This window comes from Gordonia sp. PS3 (assembly GCF_041950545.1).
GTDB classification, from domain to species: domain Bacteria; phylum Actinomycetota; class Actinomycetes; order Mycobacteriales; family Mycobacteriaceae; genus Gordonia; species Gordonia sihwensis.
In genome coordinates, this window is the sequence record NZ_CP169524.1 from 807,061 (window position 1) to 829,185 (window position 22,125).

The 22,125-nt window shown below is 70.9% G+C and carries 1 protein-coding gene (only partly in view); it reads left to right on the plus strand.

Going from position 1 to position 22,125, the window contains the following annotated elements; translation table 11 throughout:
* Positions 1-22,125, plus strand: the 5' portion of a protein-coding gene (locus ACE11G_RS03755) for a non-ribosomal peptide synthase/polyketide synthase (RefSeq protein ID WP_375003731.1). 21,159 nt of this gene lie beyond the right edge of the window; only the first 22,125 of its 43,284 coding nucleotides appear in the window; its start codon is at positions 1-3; its stop codon lies off the right edge, out of view.

Genomic DNA, 22,125 nt, shown 5'->3' on the forward strand with positions numbered 1-22,125 from the left:
ATGGGGGAGTCGGCGCCCGGGCAGCGGGGTGTGCCCGCCGGAGCGTTCCCACTCTCCGCAGCGCAGTTCGGGCTGTGGCTGTCGCAGCAGCTGCATCCCGAAGTGCCGATCAACATGGCGCAGTACGTGGAGCTGCGCGGTCAGCTCGATCTCGACCTGCTCGAAGAATGCCTGATCGCCACCGGCAAGGAGATCGGATCCGGCTACCTGCGGATCATCGACGTCGACGGCCGCCCGTACCAGCTCGTCGACCGCGACATCGAGCAGTCGCTGGTCCGCGTCGATCTCTCTGAACGCCCCGATCCGGAGGCCGCGGCGCACGAGTGGATGCGCGCCGAGTACACGGCGCCGATCGATCTCGAGACCGGTCCGCTCTTCTGCTGTGCGGTCATCACGATCGGCCCCGACCACCACTACTGGTATGCGCGAGTGCACCACGTGGCGCTCGACGGCGTGGGTGCCATCACGTTGATGACCCGCGTGGCGGAGCTGTACACGCAGGCGCTCGACGGCGCGCCGCTGCCGTCCGATCCGGCGGACCACCTGCGCGAGCTGTACGAGGTGGAGGACGCCTACCGGTCGTCGCGCCGATTCGAATCCGACCGCGAGTACTGGGCGCAGGTCGTCGACGACATGCCCGAACCCGAGTCGTTCGCTTCGCGTCACGCCGCGCCGCAGGCGCTGAGCACCGTCGCGAGCACTGCACTGCCGCGCGATCTGGCCGAGGCGATGACGACCGACGGAGCCTCCTTCGCACCGGTCACCATCGCCGCGTTCGCGGCGTACTTCGGCCGGCTGACCGGAACCGACGACGTCCTGCTGTCGCTTCCCGTCTCGGCGCGCACCACCGCGCTGATGCGCCGGGCGGGCGGCATGGTCTCGAATGTGGTGCCGCTCCGGATCGCCGTGCCCGCGGACGCCACTGTCGACGCCCTCGTCGAATCGGTGCAGGTCCAGCTGGTGGGCGCGCTCCGCCACCAGCGCTACCGCACGGAGGACATCCGTCGCGACGCCGGTTCGCTCGGCGCGGACCGCGCCTATTTCGGCCCGGTCGTCAACATCATGATGGGTCTGGGCGACCTGCGCCTGGGCGCCATCGAATCACGACTGCACGTCCTCTCGTCCGGTCCGGTCGACGACCTGATGCTCAACCTGTACGAGACGGGTACCGGCAGCACCCACATCGACTTCATCGCGAACCCGGCCCGCTACACCGAGGCCGAGAACGAGCGCCACCACGCCCGCTTCGTGGACTTCCTCAAGCGTTTCGTGGCTGCCGGAGCCGACACCGCGATCGGCGACCTCGAGGTCCTCGGCGCCGGCGAGCGCGAATGGCTGCTCTCGCGCGAGGGCGGCACTGCCGCGGAGCCACGCGGTTTCGGCGACATCCTGGCCGCTTCGGCCGCGGTGTACCCCGACCGGGTGGCCGTCGAGTTCGGAGGCACCGTCTGGACCTACCGGGAACTCGACGAACGCTCGAACCGCCTGGCACGTGTCCTGATCCGGCGAGGGGTGGGACCGGAGAGCCTGGTGGCGCTGGCGGTCCCGCGCTCGCTCGAATCGGTGCTGGCGATCTGGTCGATCGCGAAGGCCGGAGGCGCCTACCTGCCGATCGATCCGGGCTATCCGTCCGACCGCATCGCCCACATGGTGACCGACTCCGGCGCGGAGCACGGTCTGACGACCATCGCGAACCGCGCCGCCCTCCCGGACGGCGTCGATTGGCTCGCGCTCGACTCGCTGGAGGCGACCACCCTCGCCGACGCGGAGTCGGCCGCGCCGATCACCGACGCCGAACGGCTCGCCCCGGTCCGGCCCGACAACCCCGCTTACGTCATCTACACGTCCGGTTCCACCGGACTGCCGAAGGGCGTCGTGGTGCCCAACCGCGGGTTGTCGACGCTCGCCGAGGACCTGCGAGTGGTGTACTCGGTCTCATCCGACGCCCGGGTTGCCCAGTTCGCCTCCCCGAGCTTCGATGCGGCATTCGGTGAGATGCTCGCCGCGTGGGCTCATGGCGGAGCTCTCATCGTCGTACCGCCGACCGTGACCGGCGGCGACGAACTCGCGGGACTGCTCGCGGCCGCACGCGTGACCACGCTGGTCTCGACCCCGCCCGCCGCGCAGACGCTCGACCCGACCGGCCTGGACTCGATGCGCCGGGTGGTGACCGGCGGCGACGTGCTGCCCGCCGAACTCGCGGCGCGGTGGGACGGCCGGTTGCGCAACGCCTACGGTCCCACCGAGACCACGGTGATCGTCACGATCACCGAGCCACTGGCCGCCGGGACGCCGATCACGATCGGCGCGCCGATGAGCGGGGTTCGAGCGCTGGTGCTCGACCACCGCCTGCGGCCGGCGCCGGTCGGTGTCGCGGGCGATCTGTACATCGCCAATCCCGGTACTGCGCGCGGCTACCACGCCCGCCCGTCGCTGACCTCCTCGCGCTTCGTCGCCGATCCGTACGGCCCACCCGGCAGCCGCATGTACGCCACCGGCGACGTGGTCCGGTGGACCGACGACGGCGAGCTCGACTACATCGGGCGCTCGGACTTCCAGGTCAAGATTCGCGGCTTCCGCATCGAACTCGGCGAGATCGACGCCGTGATGGAGAACTGCCCGGGCGTCGACTTCGCCACTACGCAGGTCCGTACCGGTTCAGCCGGTCAGCCACAGCTGGTCACCTACGTGCTGGCCGAGGACGGCGTGGATCTGGACCCGTCGGGTCTGCGGATCGCCGCCGGACAGGTGCTGCCCGAATACATGGTGCCCGCCGCGGTGGTCGTGCTCGACGAGGTGCCGCTCACGGTGAACGGCAAGCTCGATCGCGCCGCCCTGCCCGATCCCGACTTCAGCGCGAGCACGGCGGAGTACCGCGAGCCGTCGACCGAGCTGGAGAAGCGGATCGCCGAGGTCTTCGCCGACGTCCTCGGTCTCGACCGTGTCAGCGCCGACGCGAGCTTCTTCGAGCTCGGCGGCGACAGCATCATCTCCCTGCAGTTGGTGTCGCGGGCCAAGAACCTCGGCATCGTCTTCACCGCGCGCGAGGTCTTCGAACAGCAGACGGTGGCCGGTCTGGCCCAGGTGGCGCGGACCGCCGACTCGGCAGAGGCGGAGCTGACCGAACTTCCGGGCGAGGGCGTCGGGCCGATGCCGCTGACCCCGGTGATGCACCAGATGCTCGAACTCGGACGCTACGAGGCGTTCGCACAGGCGCTGACCCTCGTCCTCCCGGCGGGCGCGAGCGATGAGGGCGTCGCCGCCACCATCGCCGCCGTCGTGGATCATCACGACATGCTGCGCGCGGTGCTGCGCGCGGACGGCCCCGAACCCGTCATCGTCACGCGACCGGCGGGCAGCGTGGACGCGACATCGCTGATCTCGAACGTTCCCGCCCGGGGACGCGCCGGATCGGCCGAGCTCGCGGAGCAGATCGGCCGAGTCGCGGCCGAGTCGGCGCGCCGCCTGAGTCCGGACACCGGTGTCATGGCGCAGTTCGTCCGACTCACGGGATCGGGCGAGACCGACGGAGACCGACTGGTCGCCGTCGTGCACCACCTCGCCGTCGACGGTGTGTCGTGGCGCACGCTGGTCCCCGACTTCGCACTCGCGTGGGTGAGCGTCTCCGCCGGCGCGACCCCGTCCCTTCCGCCTGTCGGAACCTCGATGCGCCGATGGGCGCACGGACTCGCCGAGGCCGCCCGCCGCGCCGACCGTGAGGCCGAGCTCGAGCACTGGCGGCGGATCGTCGCGGACGGCGACCAGCCGGTGGGCCGGCGCCCGCTCGATCCGCGGGTCGATGTGGCCGCCACTGAACGGCGGCTCGAGGTCCGGCTCAGCCCGGAGACCACGAGAGCCGTGCTCGCGGTGATTCCGCGGCAGTACCGTGCGGGCGTCAACGACGGTCTGCTCGCGGCGCTGGCGCTGGCGGTCGCCGCATGGCGCGGCGCGGACGGGCGACGCAGCATGCTCGTCGATCTCGAGGGCCACGGCCGTGAGGAGTCGGCGGTGCCCGGTGCCGATCTGGCACGGACCGTCGGCTGGTTCACCAGCGTGTACCCGGCTCGGCTCGACGTCGGCGACGTGGATCTGGACGCCGCGTTCGAGGGCGGGCCGAGTACGGCGGCGCTGCTCAAGACGATCAAGGAACAGCTGCGGCGGATTCCGGGTGAGGGCGTCGGCTACGGCCTGCTGCGGCACCTGAATCCCGATTCGCGCGCCGAGATGATGCAATGGCACCGCCCCGAGATCGCGTTCAACTATCTGGGCCGGCTGTCGTCAGGTGAGATTCCCGCCGAACTGCGCGCCGTGGGCTGGCTGCCCGACGGCGAGATGCTCGGCGCGGGTGCCCAGCGTCACGAGGACATGCCGCTCTCGGCCGCGCTGACGATCGATGCGATCGCCGCCGAAGACGGAGATGGCGTCGCACTCACTGCGACCTTCAGCTACGCCTCGGAGCTGCTCAGCGAGACCGAGGTGGCCGAACTCGCCGATCTGTGGGCGCGCGCCCTCGACGCGATGGCATCGCTGTCGCAGTCGCAGACCACGGGCGGCTTCACGCCCGCGGACCTTCCCCTGGTGAACCTCTCGCAGGAACAGATCGATGCGTGGGAGCGCGACTTCGAGTCGCTGACCGACATCTGGTCGCTCTCACCGCTGCAGGAGGGTCTGCTGTTCCACGCCGGCCTCGCCGAGCACTTCGTGGACGTCTACACCGCGCAGATCGTGCTCGACCTGAGCGGCGAGGTCGACGCCGAACGCATGCGCGCGGCGGGCCAGGCGCTCGTCGACCGGCATCCCAGCCTGCGTGCCGCCTTCGTCTACGACGACACCGGCGTCCCCGCTCAGATCATCGTCGACGACGCGCGGCTGCCCTTCGAGTCGACGGATCTGTCAGACCTCGACGAGCAGGAGGCGCAGCGGACGGCGCGCGATCTGGTCACGTCGGATCGGGAGACTCGCTTCCGTCTCGACCGGCCGCCGCTGATCCGGATGCGGCTGATCCGCTTCTCGGACGGCGCGTACCGTCTGGCGCTGACCAATCACCACCTCCTGCTGGACGGCTGGTCGCTGCCTCTGGTGCTGACCGACCTTCTGGCGCTGTACGGCGCCAACGGCAACGGCTCGGGCATGGCCGCCGCGCCGAGTTACCGCGCCTATCTCGACTGGCTGTCGGGCCAGGACCCGCAGGCCTCGCTGGACGCGTGGTCGCGGGCCCTCGCCGGCCTCGACGAGCCGACCGTCCTCGCCCCGCAGTCGAGCGAGCTCGCGATGCCGACGCCCGAGGAACTTCTTCTGGACCTCGACGAGGATGTCGAGGCGGCGCTCGCCGCCGCCGCCCGGACGCTCGGTGTCACGGTGAACACCGTGGTGCAGGCCGCGTGGGGTGTGCTCCTGGCCCGCCTGACCAGTCGCTCGGACGTCGTGTTCGGCGCCACGGTCTCCGGCCGGCCGCCGCAGCTGCCGGGCGTGGAATCCACCGTCGGTCTCTTCATCAACACCGTTCCGGTCCGGGTTCGGCTCGACCGCACCGAATCGATCCGCGATCTCCTGCGCCGGGTGCAGGTCGAGCAGGCCGACCTGCTCGACCACCACTACACCGGACTCACCGATATCCAGCGGGCGGCGGGTCTCGGCCCCCTCTTCGACACGTTGACCGTGTTCGAGTCCTACCCGATCGACCGCTCGGTGCTCGCCGACGTCGACGCGGTCGCGGGCATGAGAGTGGTGGACGTCGAAGTCAACGATGCCACCCACTACCCGTTGACACTGGTGGCGCTGCAGGACCCGCGACTGCGGTTCAAACTGAAGTTCCTGCCGACGGCGTTCAGCGCCGAGGCCGCCGACCGACTGCTGACGAGGCTGGTCCGGGTGCTGGCGACCGTCGCCGCGGACCTCGACCGACCGGTCGCGTCCATCGACGTCCTCGACGAGGGGGAACGCGCGGCCCTGGCACCGATGACCCGGATGCCGGCGTCCGTCTCGGACACCGGGTTCGACCTCTTCGACACGGTCCGCAACGAACACGCCGACCGCCCCGCGGTGCGGTTCGACGGCGAAGAACTGACCTACCGGGAACTGTCCGGCCGCGCGGCGCGACTGGCACGGGCACTGCTCGACCGCGGCGTCGGCCCGGAGAGCTTCGTCGCCCTCGCGCTGCCCCGTTCGCTCGACTCGGTGGTCGCGATGTGGGCGGTGCTCGAGTCCGGAGCGGCCTTCGTGCCGGTGGACCCGAGCTATCCGGCCGACCGCATCGAGCACATGCTGACCGACTCCGGTGCGAGTGTCGGCATCACCGTCGCCGCACACGCCGCCGATCTTCCCGATGAGAGCACCGACTGGCTCGTGCTCGACGACTCCGTGCTGCGGGTGGAACTGGTGGGCCGATCGGCCGAACCGGTCACCCCCGCCGAGCGCGGCGGGGCATGCCGCCCGGACCAGGCCGCGTACATGATCTACACCTCGGGCACCACGGGTCTGCCCAAGGGCGTCATCGTGCCGAGGCACGGTCTGGAGAGCTTCGCGCTCGAACAGCGCGAGCGCTACCGCGTCACGCCCGATTCGCGGGTGCTGCACGTCGCCTCACCGAGCTTCGACGCCTCCGTCCTGGAGTTCGTGATGGCCTTCGGTACCGGCGCGCTCCTGGTCGTCTCACCGCCGACCGTCTTCGGCGGCACCGAACTGAGCGACCTGATCACACGCGAATCACTGAGCCACGTCTTCCTCACACCGTCGGCGCTGGCCACCATGGACCCCGAGCCGTTGGGCGAGCGTCCCGAGATCCTGGTGCTCGGAGGCGAAGCCGTCTCCGACGACCTCGTCGCCCGCTGGGCTCCCGGCCGCCAGGTGTTCAACGCCTACGGTCCCACCGAGACCACCGTCGTGGCCGCCGGCACCGACGCGCTGGTCGCGGGACGCCCGGTGACCATCGGCGGACCGATCCGCGGCACCGGCCTGCTGGTGCTCGACGAGGATCTGCGTCCGGTGCCGGTGGGAGCGGTCGGCGAACTGTACGTGACCGGCGCCGGTCTGGCTCGCGGTTACCACGCGCAGGCGGCACTGACCGCCGCTCGTTTCGTGGCGAACCCGGTCGGTGCTCCCGGCGACCGGATGTACCGCACCGGCGATCTGGTGCGGCCGAACGCCGACCTCGAACTGGAGTACATCGGCCGTTCGGACTTCCAGGTCAAGGTGCGCGGCCTGCGCATCGAGCTCGGGGAGATCGACGCGGTCCTCGCCACTCATCCGGACGTCGACTTCGTCGCGACCCTCGGGGTGGACGACGAACGCGGACAGACACAGCTGGTGGCGTACGTGCGGCCGGTGGGCGGCCGCGACGTGGACACCGCCGAGCTGATCGACCATGCGGCCCGTTCCCTCACCGGATACATGGTGCCGTCGGCGATCGTGGTCCTCGACGAGGTGCCGCTGACTCCGGTGGGCAAACTGGACCGGCGTGCGCTCCCGAAGCCGGAGTTCGAGTTCGCGGTGTCCGAGTACGTGGCTCCGGTGACGCCGCCCGAGGAGATCGTGGCGGCGGCCTTCGCCGACGTGCTCGGCCTCGACCGCGTCGGCGCCACCGATGAGTTCTTCGACCTCGGCGGCAACTCGCTGATCGCCACGCGGGTCATCGCCCGGGTGAACGCCGAACTCGGCACCGACATCGGCGTCCGCGATCTGTTCGAGGCACCGACGGTGGCCGCACTCGCCCTACGCGCCGAACGGTCGGCCGCCGGGGCGGGCAGGCTCGCGCTCACGGCGATGGAGCGGCCCGCGCACATTCCGCTGTCGCTCGCGCAGCAGCGCATGTGGTTCCTCAACCGCTACGACCCGGCCTCGGGGAACTACAACGTTCCGCTCGCCATCCGTCTGACCGGAGAACTCGACGTCGACGCGCTGCGTGCCGCGGTGCGCGACGTGATCGAGCGCCACGAGTCGTTGCGGACGGTGTTCCCGGATTCCGACTCCGGCGCCTACCAACAGGTGCTCGACGCCTCGCAGGTCGCCTTCCGGCTCGATCCGATCGCGGTCTCGGAGGACGAACTCGCCTCGCGCGCACTGGAACTCGGTGCGACTGGCTTCGACGTGACCGCTCAGGTCCCGATCCGCACGGCGTTGTTCCGGATCAGCGACGACGTTCACGTCCTCGCTCTGGTGATGCACCACATCATCGCCGACGGTTTCTCGATGGCGCCGCTGGCGCGCGATCTGGTCATGGCGTACACCGCCCGGACCCGGTCGAGTTCACCCGGCTGGGCCCCGCTGGAGGTCCAGTACGCGGACTTCGCGATCTGGCAGCGCGCGATGCTCGGCGACGAGTCCGATCCGCACTCGGTCGCGGCCGCCCAGATCGGATTCTGGCGCGAGGAACTCGCCGGTGTCCCCGAACTCCTGGAACTTCCGGCCGACCGACCGCGGCCCGAGGTGGCCTCGGGATCGGGCGGGCGCACCCGCGTCCGGATCGACGGGGCCCTGCGCGCCCGAGTCGAAGACGCCGCACGGCGTCACGGCGCCACTCCGTTCATGACCCTGCACGCCGCGCTGGCCGTCCTGCTCGCACGCGTGTCGGGGGAGAGCGACATCAGCGTCGGCACCCCGGTCGCGGGCCGCGGTGAGCGGCTGCTCGACGACGTCGTCGGCATGTTCGTCAACACCCTCGTCCTGCGGACACGAGTCGACGGCGCCGATTCGTTCAGCGACCTGCTAGCGAAGGTCAAGCACACCGATCTGGAGGCCTTCGAGCACGCCGACGTGCCGTTCGAACGGCTCGTGGAGATCCTCAACCCGGCCCGATCCACCGCGCACGCCCCGCTGTACCAGGTGCAGTTCGCCCTGGAGAACTTCGAGACCCCGACAGTGGACCTTCCGGGCTTGACCGTGGAGGCCGAGGGCATCGAGACCACCGTCTCCAAGTTCGACCTCGAGGTCACCGTGACCGAGCGCGCCGCCGGCTACGACGTGACGTTCGTCTACGCGACCGATCTCTTCGACGAGGACACCGCCGCCGGGTACGCGGAGCGATTCGTCCGCGCCCTCGACGCGCTGATCGCGGCACCGGACCGGCCGGTCGGCGACGTGGACCTGTTGCGGCCTCGCGAGCACGAGTTGCTCGAATCGTGGACCGCTGGACCGCAGGCACCTGCGCGCGCGACGCTCGTCGAGCGGTTCGAGGAGCAGGCCGCCCGGACTCCGGACGCCGTCGCCCTGGTGACGGGCGATGAGGTCCTGACCTACGCGGAGTTCGCGGCACAGGTGCACCGCCTCGCGCGGGAACTCCTCGCGTCGGGCGTGCGACCGGGCGACCAGGTCGGTCTGGCGATGCGCCGGTCCCGTCACCTGGTGGTCGGCATGTACGCGATCCTGGCGGCGGGCGGCGCCTACGTCCCGCTCGACCCGGCCCACCCAGCCGAGCGCAACGCGCATGTGATCGACACCGCCGATCCGCGGCTGATTCTGACCACGTCCGCCGACTCGGCCGCGCTGCCCGTCGATCGCGAGCTGCTGCAGATCGACGGACTCGACCTGGGCGCACACCCGGACGGGCCGCTCACCGACGCCGAGCGCGGCGGTGTGCTGCGTCCCGAGTCGGCGGCGTACACGCTGTTCACCTCGGGTTCCACCGGGCTGCCGAAGGGCGTCACCGTGCCACATGCGGCGGCTGCCAATCAGCTCGACTCGATGCAGCGCGAATACCGTCTCACCGCAACCGATGTGGTGCTGCAGAAGACACCGATGACGTTCGACGCGTCCGTGTGGGAGTTCTTCTGGCCGCTTCAGGCGGGCGCACGACTGGTGCTGGCGGGGCCCGACGGTCATCGGGACCCGGCTCAGCAGGCGCAGTTGGCGGCCGAGCACTCGGTGACCGTGGTGCAGTTCGTGCCGTCGATGCTGCCGCTGGTGGTCGAGACCTTCGCCGAGCGCGCAGTGACCTCGTTGCGGCTGCTGTTCTCCGGCGGCGAGGTGCTGCCGGCATCGGTCGCAGAAGACGTCATGGAACGCCTGCGCACCGAGGTGCACAACCTGTACGGCCCCACCGAGTCGGCGATGCAGGTGACGCGCCGCGCGGCCGGTGCCGGAGCCGGTTCGGTGCCCATCGGTTCGCCCGTCGAGGGCGTGCGCGTGCACGTGCTCGACACCCGGCTGCGTCCGGTCCCGGTCGGCACGCCCGGCGAACTGTACCTCGCGGGCGCGCAGCTGGCTCGGGGCTACGCGGGCCGTCCCGACCTGACGGCCGAGCGATTCGTCGCCGCACCGTACGACGCGGCGGGCGAGCGGATGTACCGCACCGGCGACCTGGTCCGGTGGACCGCGGACGGCGAACTCGAGTTCCTCGGCCGCACCGACGACCAGGTGAAGCTGCGCGGCCTGCGCATCGAGCCGGGCGAGATCGAGGCGGCGCTGGCCGCCCATCCCGGAGTCGATCAGGCGGTGGTGACCCTGCACCACGGGGAGCACACCGGCGATGCGCTCGTCGCATACGTCTCGGCCGCTCCCGGTACCGAGCGGGTGACTCAGGAAGATCTGAAGTCTCATGTGTGCGCTCGGGTGCCCGGCTACATGGTGCCGTCGCTGTTCATCGTGCTCGACGAACTGCCCGTCGGTGCCAGCGGCAAGATCGACCGCCGTGCGCTCCCGGCACCGGAGCTGGTGCTCAGCGCCGGGGTGTACGTGCCTCCGCGCAACCCGGTCGAGGAGATCATCGCGACGATCTTCGCGGAGACGATCGGCGTCGAGCGCGTGGGTGCGACCGACGACTTCTTCGCCGTGGGCGGCAATTCGCTCGTCGCCACCCGGGTGATCGCGCGACTCAACGACGCGTTGGGCACCGACCTCGGAGTCCGCGAGATCTTCGAGGCCCCGACCGTCGCCGAACTCGCCGTGGTGGCCGAGCAGCGGACGGGTGCGGTACGGCCCAAGCTGGTGGCGCGCGAGCGCACCGAACCGGCACCGTTGTCGCTGGCTCAGCAGCGCATGTGGTTCCTGAACCGATTCGATCGGGATTCCGCGGCCTACAACATGCCCTTCGCCATCCGGTTGACCGGTGCGCTGGACGTGTCCGCGATGCGCGCGGCGATGCTCGACGTCTGCGAGCGTCACGAGGCCCTGCGCACCGTGTACCCCGATTCCGCCGACGGACCCCGACAGGTGGTGCTGCCGGTGCGAGATGTGGCGGCGACCGCCGACCTCGTCGAGGTGGCGGTCGCGGAGGCCGACCTCGAAGCGGAAGTCGTCGCGCTCGCGACGGCACCCTTCGACGTCACCGCCGCACCGCCGGTCCGCGTGCACCTGTTGGCCGTGGGCCCCGACGAACACGTCTTGGTCTTCGTCCTGCACCACATCGCCTTCGACGGGTGGTCGTCGGCTCCGCTGGCCCGCGATCTGATGATCGCGTACGTCGCACGGACCGCCGGACAGCCGCCGGAGTGGTCGCCGCTGCCCGTGCAGTACAGCGACTTCGCCGTCTGGCAGCGGGAACTGCTCGGCGACGAGAACGATCCGGCATCGCTGGCCGCGCAGCAGCTGGCCTACTGGCGCGCCGAACTCGCCGATCTTCCCGACGTGCTGGAGCTGCCGACCGATCGGCCGCGGCCGGCACAGCAGTCGTTCCGAGGCGGAGACGTCGCCTTCACCTTGAGCCCCGAACTGCATGCGGCGCTGCTCGAGGTGGCTCGCTCCACCGACACGACGCTCTTCATGGTGGTCCATGCGGCACTGTCGGCGCTGCTCGGACGACTCTCGGGCAGTGACAACATCGCGATCGGCACGCCGATCGCCGGCCGCGGTGAAGCCGCGCTCGACGATGTGGTCGGCATGTTCGTCGGCACCCTGGTGCTGCGCACGGAGATCGACGAGAACGCGGCCTTCACCGATCTGCTGGCGCAGGTGCGCGAGCGAGACCTGGGTGCCTTCACCAACACCGAGATCCCGTTCGAGCGTCTCGTGGACGCGCTCAACCCGACCCGGTCCGCGGCGTACCACCCGCTGTTCCAGGTCTCACTGTGGTTCCAGAACATCGCGCGCGCCGAGCTGGAGCTTCCCGGGCTCACCGTCTCCCCCGCCGAGTTCGAGACCGGTCTGTCGCGGTTCGACCTGCAACTCACCGTGACCGACCGGACCGACGCCGAAGGCGCGCCGGGGGAGATCGACGTGGTGCTCACCTACGCCGAGGATCTGTTCGACAGGTCGACGGCGGAGCGTTTCGGCGACCGATTCACGTCGGTGCTGACACAGGTGGCGGCCGATCCCGCGGTGGTGGTCGGCGACATCCCGATCATCGGCGACCAGGAGCGGACCCGGGTCCTGGAGACCTGGAACGCCACCGATCACCGGATCGAATCCATCGATGCGGACAGCGACACGCTCGTGTCCCTCTTCGACGCGCAGGTGGCGCGATCGCCCGAAGCCACCGCCCTCGTATACGAGGGCGAGCAGATCACGTACGCGGAGTTCGACGCGCGAGCCAACCGTCTGGCACGGCATCTCATCTCGATGGGTGTCGGTCCGGAGTCGTTGGTCGGCCTGTCGATCCGCCGTTCGATCGATCTGCTCGTCGGCATGTACGGCATCCTCAAGGCCGGCGGCGCCTACGTGCCGCTCGATCCGGACCACCCCGCGGAGCGCAACGGATACGTTCTGGAGAGCGCCTGCCCGGTGACGGTCGTGACCACGACCGCCGACTCCGGAGCGGTCCCCGCGGACGTGCCGACGCTCGAGATCGACGTCCTCGACCTGTCCGGCGTCGCGGGCACCCCGGTGACCGACGCGGACCGCCGTTCGCCGCTGCGCCCGCAGAATCCGGCGAACCTGATCTACACCTCCGGCTCCACCGGCCGTCCCAAGGGCATCGCGGTGCCGCATGCCGGTCTGGTCAATCAGCTGTGCTGGATGCAGGGCGAATACCAGCTGACCGCCGACGACGCGGTGATGCTCAAGACCCCGATGACCTTCGACGTCTCCGTGTGGGAGTTCTTCTGGACCCTGCAGACCGGTGCCCGCCTCGTCATCGCCCGTCCGGACGGCCACCGGGACCCCGAGTACCTGTCGACGCTGATGCGCGAGCAGAACGTCACCGTGGTCCAGTACGTCCCGTCGATGCTGGCGATGTTCGTGTCGAGCTCGTCCGCGCGGATCCCCGACACCGTCCGCGCCGTGATCGCGATCGGCGAGGCGCTGCCGATCGAGACCGCCGAGGCCTTCCGCGAACTCTCCGCCGCGCCGCTGGACAACCTGTACGGACCCGCGGAGGCGTCGCTGGCCGTCACCTACTGGCGTCACACCGAAGCCGACCAGGGCGTGGTCCCGATCGGCGTCCCGATGTGGAACACCCGCCTGTACGTGCTCGACTCGCGCCTGCAGCCGGTGCCTCCGGGCGTCGCGGGAGAGCTGTACCTGTCGGGCGTCCAGCTGGCGCGCGGCTATCACGGTCGTCCCGACCTGTCGGCGGACCGGTTCGTCGCCGATCCGTTCGGCGCCCCGGGCGAGCGGATGTACCGCACCGGCGACCTGGTCCGGCACCGCGCCACCCCGGACGCCGACGACGCGGGGGTCCTCGAGTACATCGGCCGCACCGACTTCCAGGTCAAGGTGCGCGGAAACCGCATCGAGCTCGGCGAGATCGAGGCGGCCCTGCTGTCCGCGCCCGGCGTCACGCAGGCGGTGGTGCTGGTGCGCCACGACCCGCACACCGGCGACCAGCTGGTCGGCTACGTGGTGGCGCCCGCGGACGTGACCGGCGAGTCGGTCGCGGCGCATGCGGCGGGATCGCTGCCCTCGTACATGGTCCCGGCGGCCGTGGTGGTGATGGACGAGTTCCCCCGGAACAGCAGCGACAAGCTGGACCGGAAGGCGCTGCCCGAGCCGTCCTTCGACCTGCTCGCCGCCGAGTACGTGTTTCCGCGCGACCCGGTCGAGGAGATCATCGCGGGCGTTTTCGCCGGCGTCCTCGGTCTGCCGCGGATCAGCGTCGAGGAGAGCTTCTTCGACGCCGGCGGCAACTCTCTGATCGCGACCCGAGTGATCTCGCAGGTCAGCGACGCACTCGGCGTCGACCTCGGGGTACGCGACCTGTTCGACGCGCCGACGGTCGCCCAACTGGCCGCCCGCGTGGAGCAGAGCGGGGGCGCTTCGCGGCCCGCACTGACCCGGGCCGACCGCGGCGACACCGCACCGCTGTCGCTGGCACAGCAGCGGATGTGGTTCCTCAACCGGTTCGATCCGGCCTCGCCGGCCTACAACCTCCCCCTGCCGGTCCGGATGACCGGTCCGCTCGATGAGCCCGCTCTGCAGGCCGCAGTCCGCGACCTCCTCGACCGGCACGAGTCGCTGCGGACCCGGTTCCCCGACTCCGACAGCGGTCCGTACCAGCAGATCCTGCCGGTCGGCGACGCGGTGCCCGACCTGCGCCCGATCGAGGTCACCCGGGACGGCGTGCAGCAGGCGGTCGCGAAGGCCGTCATGACCGGATTCGACGTCACCGCCGAGGTGCCGCTGCGGGTTCGGCTGCTCCGGGTCACCGACGGTGACCCGCGCGGCGAGCACGTGCTCGTCCTGGTGCTTCACCACATCTCCGGCGACGGTCTGTCGATGGCGCCGCTGGTGCAGGACGTGATGGTGGCCTACGGCGCGCGGGCGGCCGGCGAGCAGCCGGCCTGGGCGCCGCTGGAAGTGCAGTACGCCGATTACGCGATCTGGCAGCGCGACGTGCTCGGCGATCCCGCGGACTCCTCGTCAGTGGCCGCCGCCCAGATCGATTACTGGCGCGAGACCCTCGCCGGGCTGCCCGACCGCCTCGAACTGCCCACCGATCACGAACGCCCGCAGGTGCAGTCGATGCGCGGCGCCATCCATCGCACCCCGATCGGCGCCGAGCTCTACTCCGCGATCGGCGCGTACGCCCGCGCCCGGGGCGTCACGCCGTTCATGGTCCTGCACGCCGCCTATGCGACCGTCTTGGCCGGGTTGACGGGTACCGCGGACATCGCTGTCGGCACCCCCGTCGGCGGTCGTGGCACGCGTGCGCTCGACGACCTGATCGGCATGTTCGTCAACACGCTCGTGCTGCGCACCCGGGTGCGTCCGGACGAGAGCTTCGATGCGCTCGTGGCTCAGGTCCGCGCCGCGGACCTCGCGGCCTTCGAGCACGCCGAGGTCCCGTTCGAGCAGCTGGTCGAGGTTCTCGACGTCACGCGCTCCACCGCGCATTCGCCGCTGTTCCAGGTGGCGCTCGCACTGCAGTCCGAGGCCCCGACGAGCTTCGAGATGGCGGGGCTGGACGTCGAGGCCGTCGACGTCTCGACCGACACGGCCAACATCGATCTCCAGCTCACGGTGCGCGAGAACACCGAGGTCGGCGCCGAAGCCGTCTTCACCTACGCCGCCGATCTCTTCGACGAGCCGACCGTCGAGTCGTTCGGCGACCGCCTGGTCCGCATCCTGCGGGCAGCGGTCGAGGCTCCCGAGACCGCCGTCGGCGATCTTCCTCTCCTCGGCGACGCCGAGCGCGCCGACCTCGTGGACCGGCGCGGCGGGGACGCGGCGGAGCCGCGGACCCTCGCCGATCTGTTCGGCGCCACCGCCGGGCGGCACGCCGACCGCGTCGCTGTCGAGTTCGACGGGCAGAGCCTGACCTACGCCGAGCTCGCCGAGCGCTCCAACCGGCTGGCGCGACGGCTGATCGACCACGGTGCCGGCCCCGACACGGTGGTCGCCCTCGCCATGACCCGATCGATCGACGCGATGGTCTCGATCTGGGCCGTGGCGGCCGCCGGAGCGGCCTACCTGCCGATCGATCCGAAGCTGCCCGCCGACCGCATCACGCACATGGTCTCCGACTCCGGCTCGGTGATCGGTCTGACGCATTCGGCCACCGCCGACACCCTGCCGTCGCAGGCGCGGCCGGTCGACGGCTGGACCCTTCTCGACGACGCAGCGCTGGCGGAGGATCTGGCGGGCCGCTCGGGCGCACCGCTCACCGATGCGGACCGGCGTGCGCCGCTGACCGTCGACGACCTCGCCTACGTGATCTACACGTCCGGCACCACCGGTCTGCCCAAGGGCGTCGCGGTGCCGCACCGCGGGCTGTCGACGCTGGCCGACGACGTCGTCGGGTACTACGAGACCTATCCGGGCGCGCGGATGCTGCAGTTCGCGGCGATCAGCTTCGACGCCGCCGTCGGCGAGATCCTCGCGACCTTCTGCGCGGGTGCGACGATGGTCATCGCCCCGACCGACCTCTACGGCGGTGCCGAACTGGCGGGCTTCATCCGCGATCAGCGGATCACGTCCTTCGTCGGCGCGCCGAACGCGGTGCAGACGGTCGACGCGAGCGAACTCGACCTGGTGACCCGCGTGGTGGTGGGCGGCGACGTGTGTCCGCCGGAACTGGTCGCCCGCTGGGGCGGGAGGCTGCGCAACGCGTACGGGCCCACCGAGACCACCGTGATCGTCACGATGACCGATCCGCTCGCCGCGGGCGAGCCGATCACGATCGGCTCGGCGATGAGCGGCGTGCACACCCTGGTTCTCGACGACCGGCTGCGGCCGGTCCCGGTCGGGACGCCGGGCGAGCTGTACATCACCAACGCCGGCCTCGCGCGCGGCTACCTCGGCCGGCGCGGTCTCACCGCCGAGCGGTTCGTCGCGAACCCGTACGCGGTGGGGAAGCGGATGTACCGCACCGGCGACGTGGTGCGCTGGACCGCAGACGGCGAACTCGCCTACATCGGCCGATCCGACTTCCAGCTGCAGATCCGCGGCTTCCGCGTCGAACTCGGCGAGATCGACGCCGCGCTCACCTCGCACCCCGACGTGGCCTTCGCCGTCACGTTGGGTGTCCCCGGACCGGCCGGCGACACCGTGCTGGTCGGCTACGTCCAGCCGGTGGCCGGAGCTGTCGTCGACACCGATGCGCTGGCGGCGCACGCCGCGCACCGGCTGCCGCCGTACATGGTCCCCGCGGTCATCATGGTGATCGACGAGGTGCCGTTGACCCCGATCGGCAAGGTCGACCGCAAGGCGCTGCCCGCACCGGAGTTCACCCGCGCGGCGGTTCACGTCGCGCCGGTGGGCGAGGTGGAGGTCGGCGTGGCCGAGGTGGTCGGCCGGGTGCTCGGTGCCGAGCGCGTCGGCGCCACCGACGACTTCTTCGACCTCGGCGGCAACTCGCTGATCGCGACGCGCGTCGTCGCGCAGATCAACGCCGAGTTCGGCTCCGACCTGGGAGTGCGGGATCTTTTCGAGGCACGGACCGTCGCCGAACTCGCCACCCGCGTGTCTCGAGGCTCGGCCGACGGCCGCCCGGCGCTGACGCCGCGTGAGCGGGCGGCGCGGGCACCGCTGTCTCTGGCGCAACAGCGAATGTGGTTCCTCAACCGGCTCGACCCCTCGTCGGCGGCGTACAACATCCCGCTGGCGGTCCGGCTCACCGGTGAGCTCGACGCCGATGCCTTCGGCGCCGCGCTGGGCGACGTGGTCGCGCGGCACGAGACGCTGCGCACCGTCTACCCCGATGCGGGGGACGGCGGGCACCAGCAGATCCTCGACGCGGAATCGGCGGGACTGGACCTGATCCGTGACCGGGTCGGCCCGGACGAGGTGGCGGGCCGCGTCGCGGCGCTGGCCACCGAAGGCTTCGACGTGACCGCCGAGGTCCCCATCCGCGCCGCTCTGCTGCGGGTGGCGGAACCGGGCGAGGACGTGACCGATCACGTCTTCGTGCTGGTCCTGCACCACATCGCGTCCGACGCGTCGTCGCTGGCACCGCTGGTCCGCGACGTCATCACCGCCTACACCGCCCGCGCAGCGGGTCACGCCCCGGACTGGGCGCCGTTGCCGGTGCAGTACGCCGACTACGCGATCTGGCAGCGTGAGCTCCTCGGAGACCTGGACGACCCGCACTCGCGCGGTGCACGCCAGCTGGCCTACTGGACCAAGGCGCTCGCCGGGCTCCCCGATCAGCTCGACCTGCCCACCGACCGGTCGCGCCCGGCGCGTCCGTCGATGCGCGGTGGCCGTGTGGAGTTCACCATCGACGGTGAAGTGCATCGCGCGGTCACCGAGATCGGTCGCGCGCACGGCGCGTCGACGTTCATGGTGATGCATGCGGCGCTCTCGGTGCTGCTGGCCCGACTGTCGGCCACCACCGACATCGCGATAGGCACCGCGGTCGCCGGCCGCGGGGAACCCGAACTCGACGGGCTCGTCGGCATGTTCGTCAACACCCTGGTCCTGCGCACCGTGGTGGAGCCCGAAGTCGACTTCGCCGGTGTCCTCGCTCAGACGCGCGCCACCGACCTGGCCGCGTTCGGGCACACCGAACTGCCCTTCGAGCGTCTGGTCGAGGCGATCAGCCCCACCCGCTCGCAGTCGCACCATCCGCTGTTCCAGGTGGCGCTCGACTTCCAGAATGCGGGCGAGGTCGCGGTGGAGCTGCCGGGCCTGGCCATCGCGCCGGAGCAGATCAGCGCCGACGTCGCGAAGTTCGACCTGCAGCTGACGGTCGCCGAGACCGTCGACGAATCGGGTACTCCGGCCGGGATGCGGGCCTCGTTCGACTACGCCACCGACCTCTTCGACGCGTCGACCGTCCAGGTCTTCGCGGAGCGGCTCGTGCGCATCCTGTCGACCGTGGTCGTGGACCCGACGGTGCCGATCGGCGACGTCCCGATCCTGTCGCCGACCGAGAGCGACGAGTTGAGCGCGGTCGCCGGCCCGGCGTCCGTGGCGCCCCGCACCTTCCCGCAGATCCTGGCCGACGCCGTCGCCGACGATCCGAACCGGATCGCGGTGGAGGAGGGCTCCGCGGCGCTCACCTATCGTCAGCTCGACGAGCGGTCGAACCAGCTGGCCCGGCTGCTGGCCGAGCGCGGCATCGGCACCGGCGATTACGTCGCGGTCGCCATGCCGCGATCGATCCGCACCGCGACTGCCGTCTGGGCGATCGTCAAGACCGGCGCGGCGTTCCTGCCGATCGATCCGAGCTATCCGGCCGACCGCATCGCGCACATGCTGACCGATTCGGGTGTACGGATCGGTCTCACGACGTCGACCGAGCGTCCCGAGCTCTCCGGTGAGGTCGACTGGATCGTCTTCGACGAGATCGATGCGCTGCTGGCGGCCGAGTCGGTCGCCGAGGTGACCCCGGTGCGCCGCATGCGCGTGGACTCGCCGGCCTACGTCATCTACACCTCCGGGTCCACCGGTCTGCCCAAGGGCGTCGTGGTGACCCATCGGGGACTGGCGAACCTGGTCGCGGAGCAGCGCGCGCACATGCAGCTGGTCCCCGGCTCGCGGTCGCTGCAGTTCGCGTCACCGAGTTTCGACGCCTCGGTGTTCGAGATGATGATGGCCTTCGGCAGCGCGTCGACGATGGTCGTCGCGCCCGCGGGGCTGCTGGGCGGCGTGGAACTGTCGGACTTCCTGCGCGCGAACCGGGTGACCCACGCCTGCATCACGCCGGCCGCGCTGGCCGCGGCCGATCCGCAGGGACTGGACGACCTGCGCGTGCTGGCCGTGGCGGGCGACGCCTGCCCGCCCGAACTCGTGGCCCGCTGGGCACCCGAGCGCACCATGCTGAACCTGTACGGACCCACCGAGACCACCGTCTGGTGCACGGTGTCCGAGCCCCTGCGTGCGGGTGCGCCGATCACGATCGGCGCACCGACGCGCGGCTTCCGGCTGACCGTGCTCGACGGCCGCCTCCGGCCGGCTCCGGTGGGAGTGGCCGGTGAGCTCTACCTCGCCGGACCGGCCTTGGCCGCCGGCTACCACGATCGCGCCGGGCTGACCGCCGAGCGATTCGTCGCGAACCCGTTCAGCGAGGGCGAGCGGATGTACCGCACCGGCGACGTGGTCCGGTGGACGCGCGACGGGCGGCTCGAGTACGTCGGCCGCTCGGACTTCCAGGTCAAGGTCCGCGGCTTCCGCATCGAACTCGGCGAGATCAGCGGCGCGCTCTCGTGCCACGACAGCGTCGGATTCGTCACCACGGAGGGCGTCACCGCACCCGACGGCGGCACCGCGCTGGTGTCGTACGTGCTGCCCGCTCCCGGACACGTGGTCGACGAGGTCGCGCTGAAATCGTTCGCGGCGGAGTTCCTGCCCGCGTACATGGTTCCCGCTCAGGTCGTCGCACTCGACGAGGTCCCGCTCACGCCTGCGGGCAAGCTGGACCGCCGGGCACTGCCCGCGCCGTCGTTCACCATCGAGGAGGGCGACTACCAGGCGCCCCGCAGCCTCACCGAGGAGATCGTCGCAGGCGTCTTCGCCGAGGTCCTCGGCCTCGAGCGCGTCAGCGTCAGCAGCGGGTTCTTCGACCTCGGCGGCAACTCGCTGTCGGCGACGAAGGTCACCGCGCGCGTCGGCGCGGCGCTCGGCGTGCGCGTCGGGGTCCGCGACCTGTTCGACGCCCCGACGGTGGCCGAGTTCGCCGCCCATCTGGAGACGGCGACCGCCGACGAGCGGCCTCCGCTCACGGCCCGCCCGCGTCCGGATCGGATTCCGCTGTCGCTGGCCCAGCGCCGGATGTGGTTCCTCAATCAGTTCGACACGGAGTCGGCCGCGTACAACGTGCCCCTGGCCGTGCGGTTGAGCGGCGAACTCGACGTCGCCGCCCTCGAACAGGCAGTGGAGGACGTGCTCGCGCGTCACGAGGTGCTCCGCACCGTGTACCCGGACTCCGCCGACGGTCCCTACCAGGAGATTCTCCCGGCCTCTCGCGTGGACATCACGCCGATCCCGGTGACCGAGGCCGAGGTCGTCGCGCGCGCGGTCGACCTGATCTCCGAGGGCTTCGACGTGACCGCGCGGCCGCCGGTGCGGATCGCGCTGCTGGAGCAGAGCCCCCGCGAGCACGTGCTCGTGGTCACCATGCACCACATCACGGCCGACGGTGCGTCGGTCGCGCCCCTCGCCCGCGACATCATGGTCGCGTACACCGCGCGTGCCGCCGGTGCGGCGCCGCAGTGGTCGCCGTTGCCGGTCCAGTACGCCGACTACGCGCTCTGGCAGGGCGAGACGCTCGGCGACGTGGACGATCCGGAGTCACTGCTGGGGCGCCAGCGCGATTACTGGACCGATCGCCTCGCCGGTCTGCCCGAGGTGCTGGACCTGCCGATGGACCGGCCGCGTCCGGCGGTCCAGTCGACGGCCGGTGCGGGCAGCCCGTTCACGATCGACGCCCGCCTGCACAGGCGGCTCCTCGAGGTCGCGGAGGCGCACGACGCGACCCTGTTCATGGTGCTGCACGCGGCCTTCGCCGCGCTGCTGTCCCGGTTGGGCCGCGAATCCGACATCGCGATCGGCACGCCCGTGGCCGGGCGCGGCGAGCAGTCACTCGACGAGTTGGTCGGCGTGTTCGTCAACACCCTGGTGCTGCGTACCCGCGTCGACGGCGGTGCGAGCTTCGCCGACCTGCTGGCGCAGGTCCGGCAGAACGATCTCGCCGCGTTCACCCACGCCGACATGCCCTTCGAGCAACTCGTCGACGTGCTGGCGCCGTCGCGGTCGACGGCGGTCTCGCCGCTTTTCCAGGTGATGTTCACCATGCAGAACAACGCCCCGGCGAGCTTCGACCTGCCGGGTCTGTCGGTGAGCGGACTCACCTCCGACTTCGATGTCGCCAAGTTCGATCTGCAGCTGACCGTGACCGACCGGCGGGACGCCGACGGGTCGCCCGCCGATCTGCCCGCGACGTTCAGCTACGCCACGGCGCTGTTCGACCGGACGACCGTCGAACGCTTCGCCGAGGCCTACCTCGCGGTCCTGCACGGGATCTGCGACGACGCCGACCGCATCGTCGGCGACGTGCCCGTCACCTCCGCGCAGGACCGAGCCGACCTGGCCGCGGTCAACACGACCGCTGCTCCGGTGGAACCGGGCACGCTCGCGGGAGTGTTCGCCGCGCAGGCCGCGCGCACTCCGGACGCCACGGCGCTGGTGTTCGGCTCCGGCGCCTCCCGGCAGAGCCTCACCTACGCGGAGTTCGACGCCCGGACCAACGCGCTCGCACGGATGCTGATCGACGCGGGCGTGGGACCGGACGTCCCGGTGGCACTCGGCCTTCCGCGGTCGCTGGAACTGCTCACCGCGATGTACGCGATCGTCAAGGCCGGCGGCGCCTACGTCCCG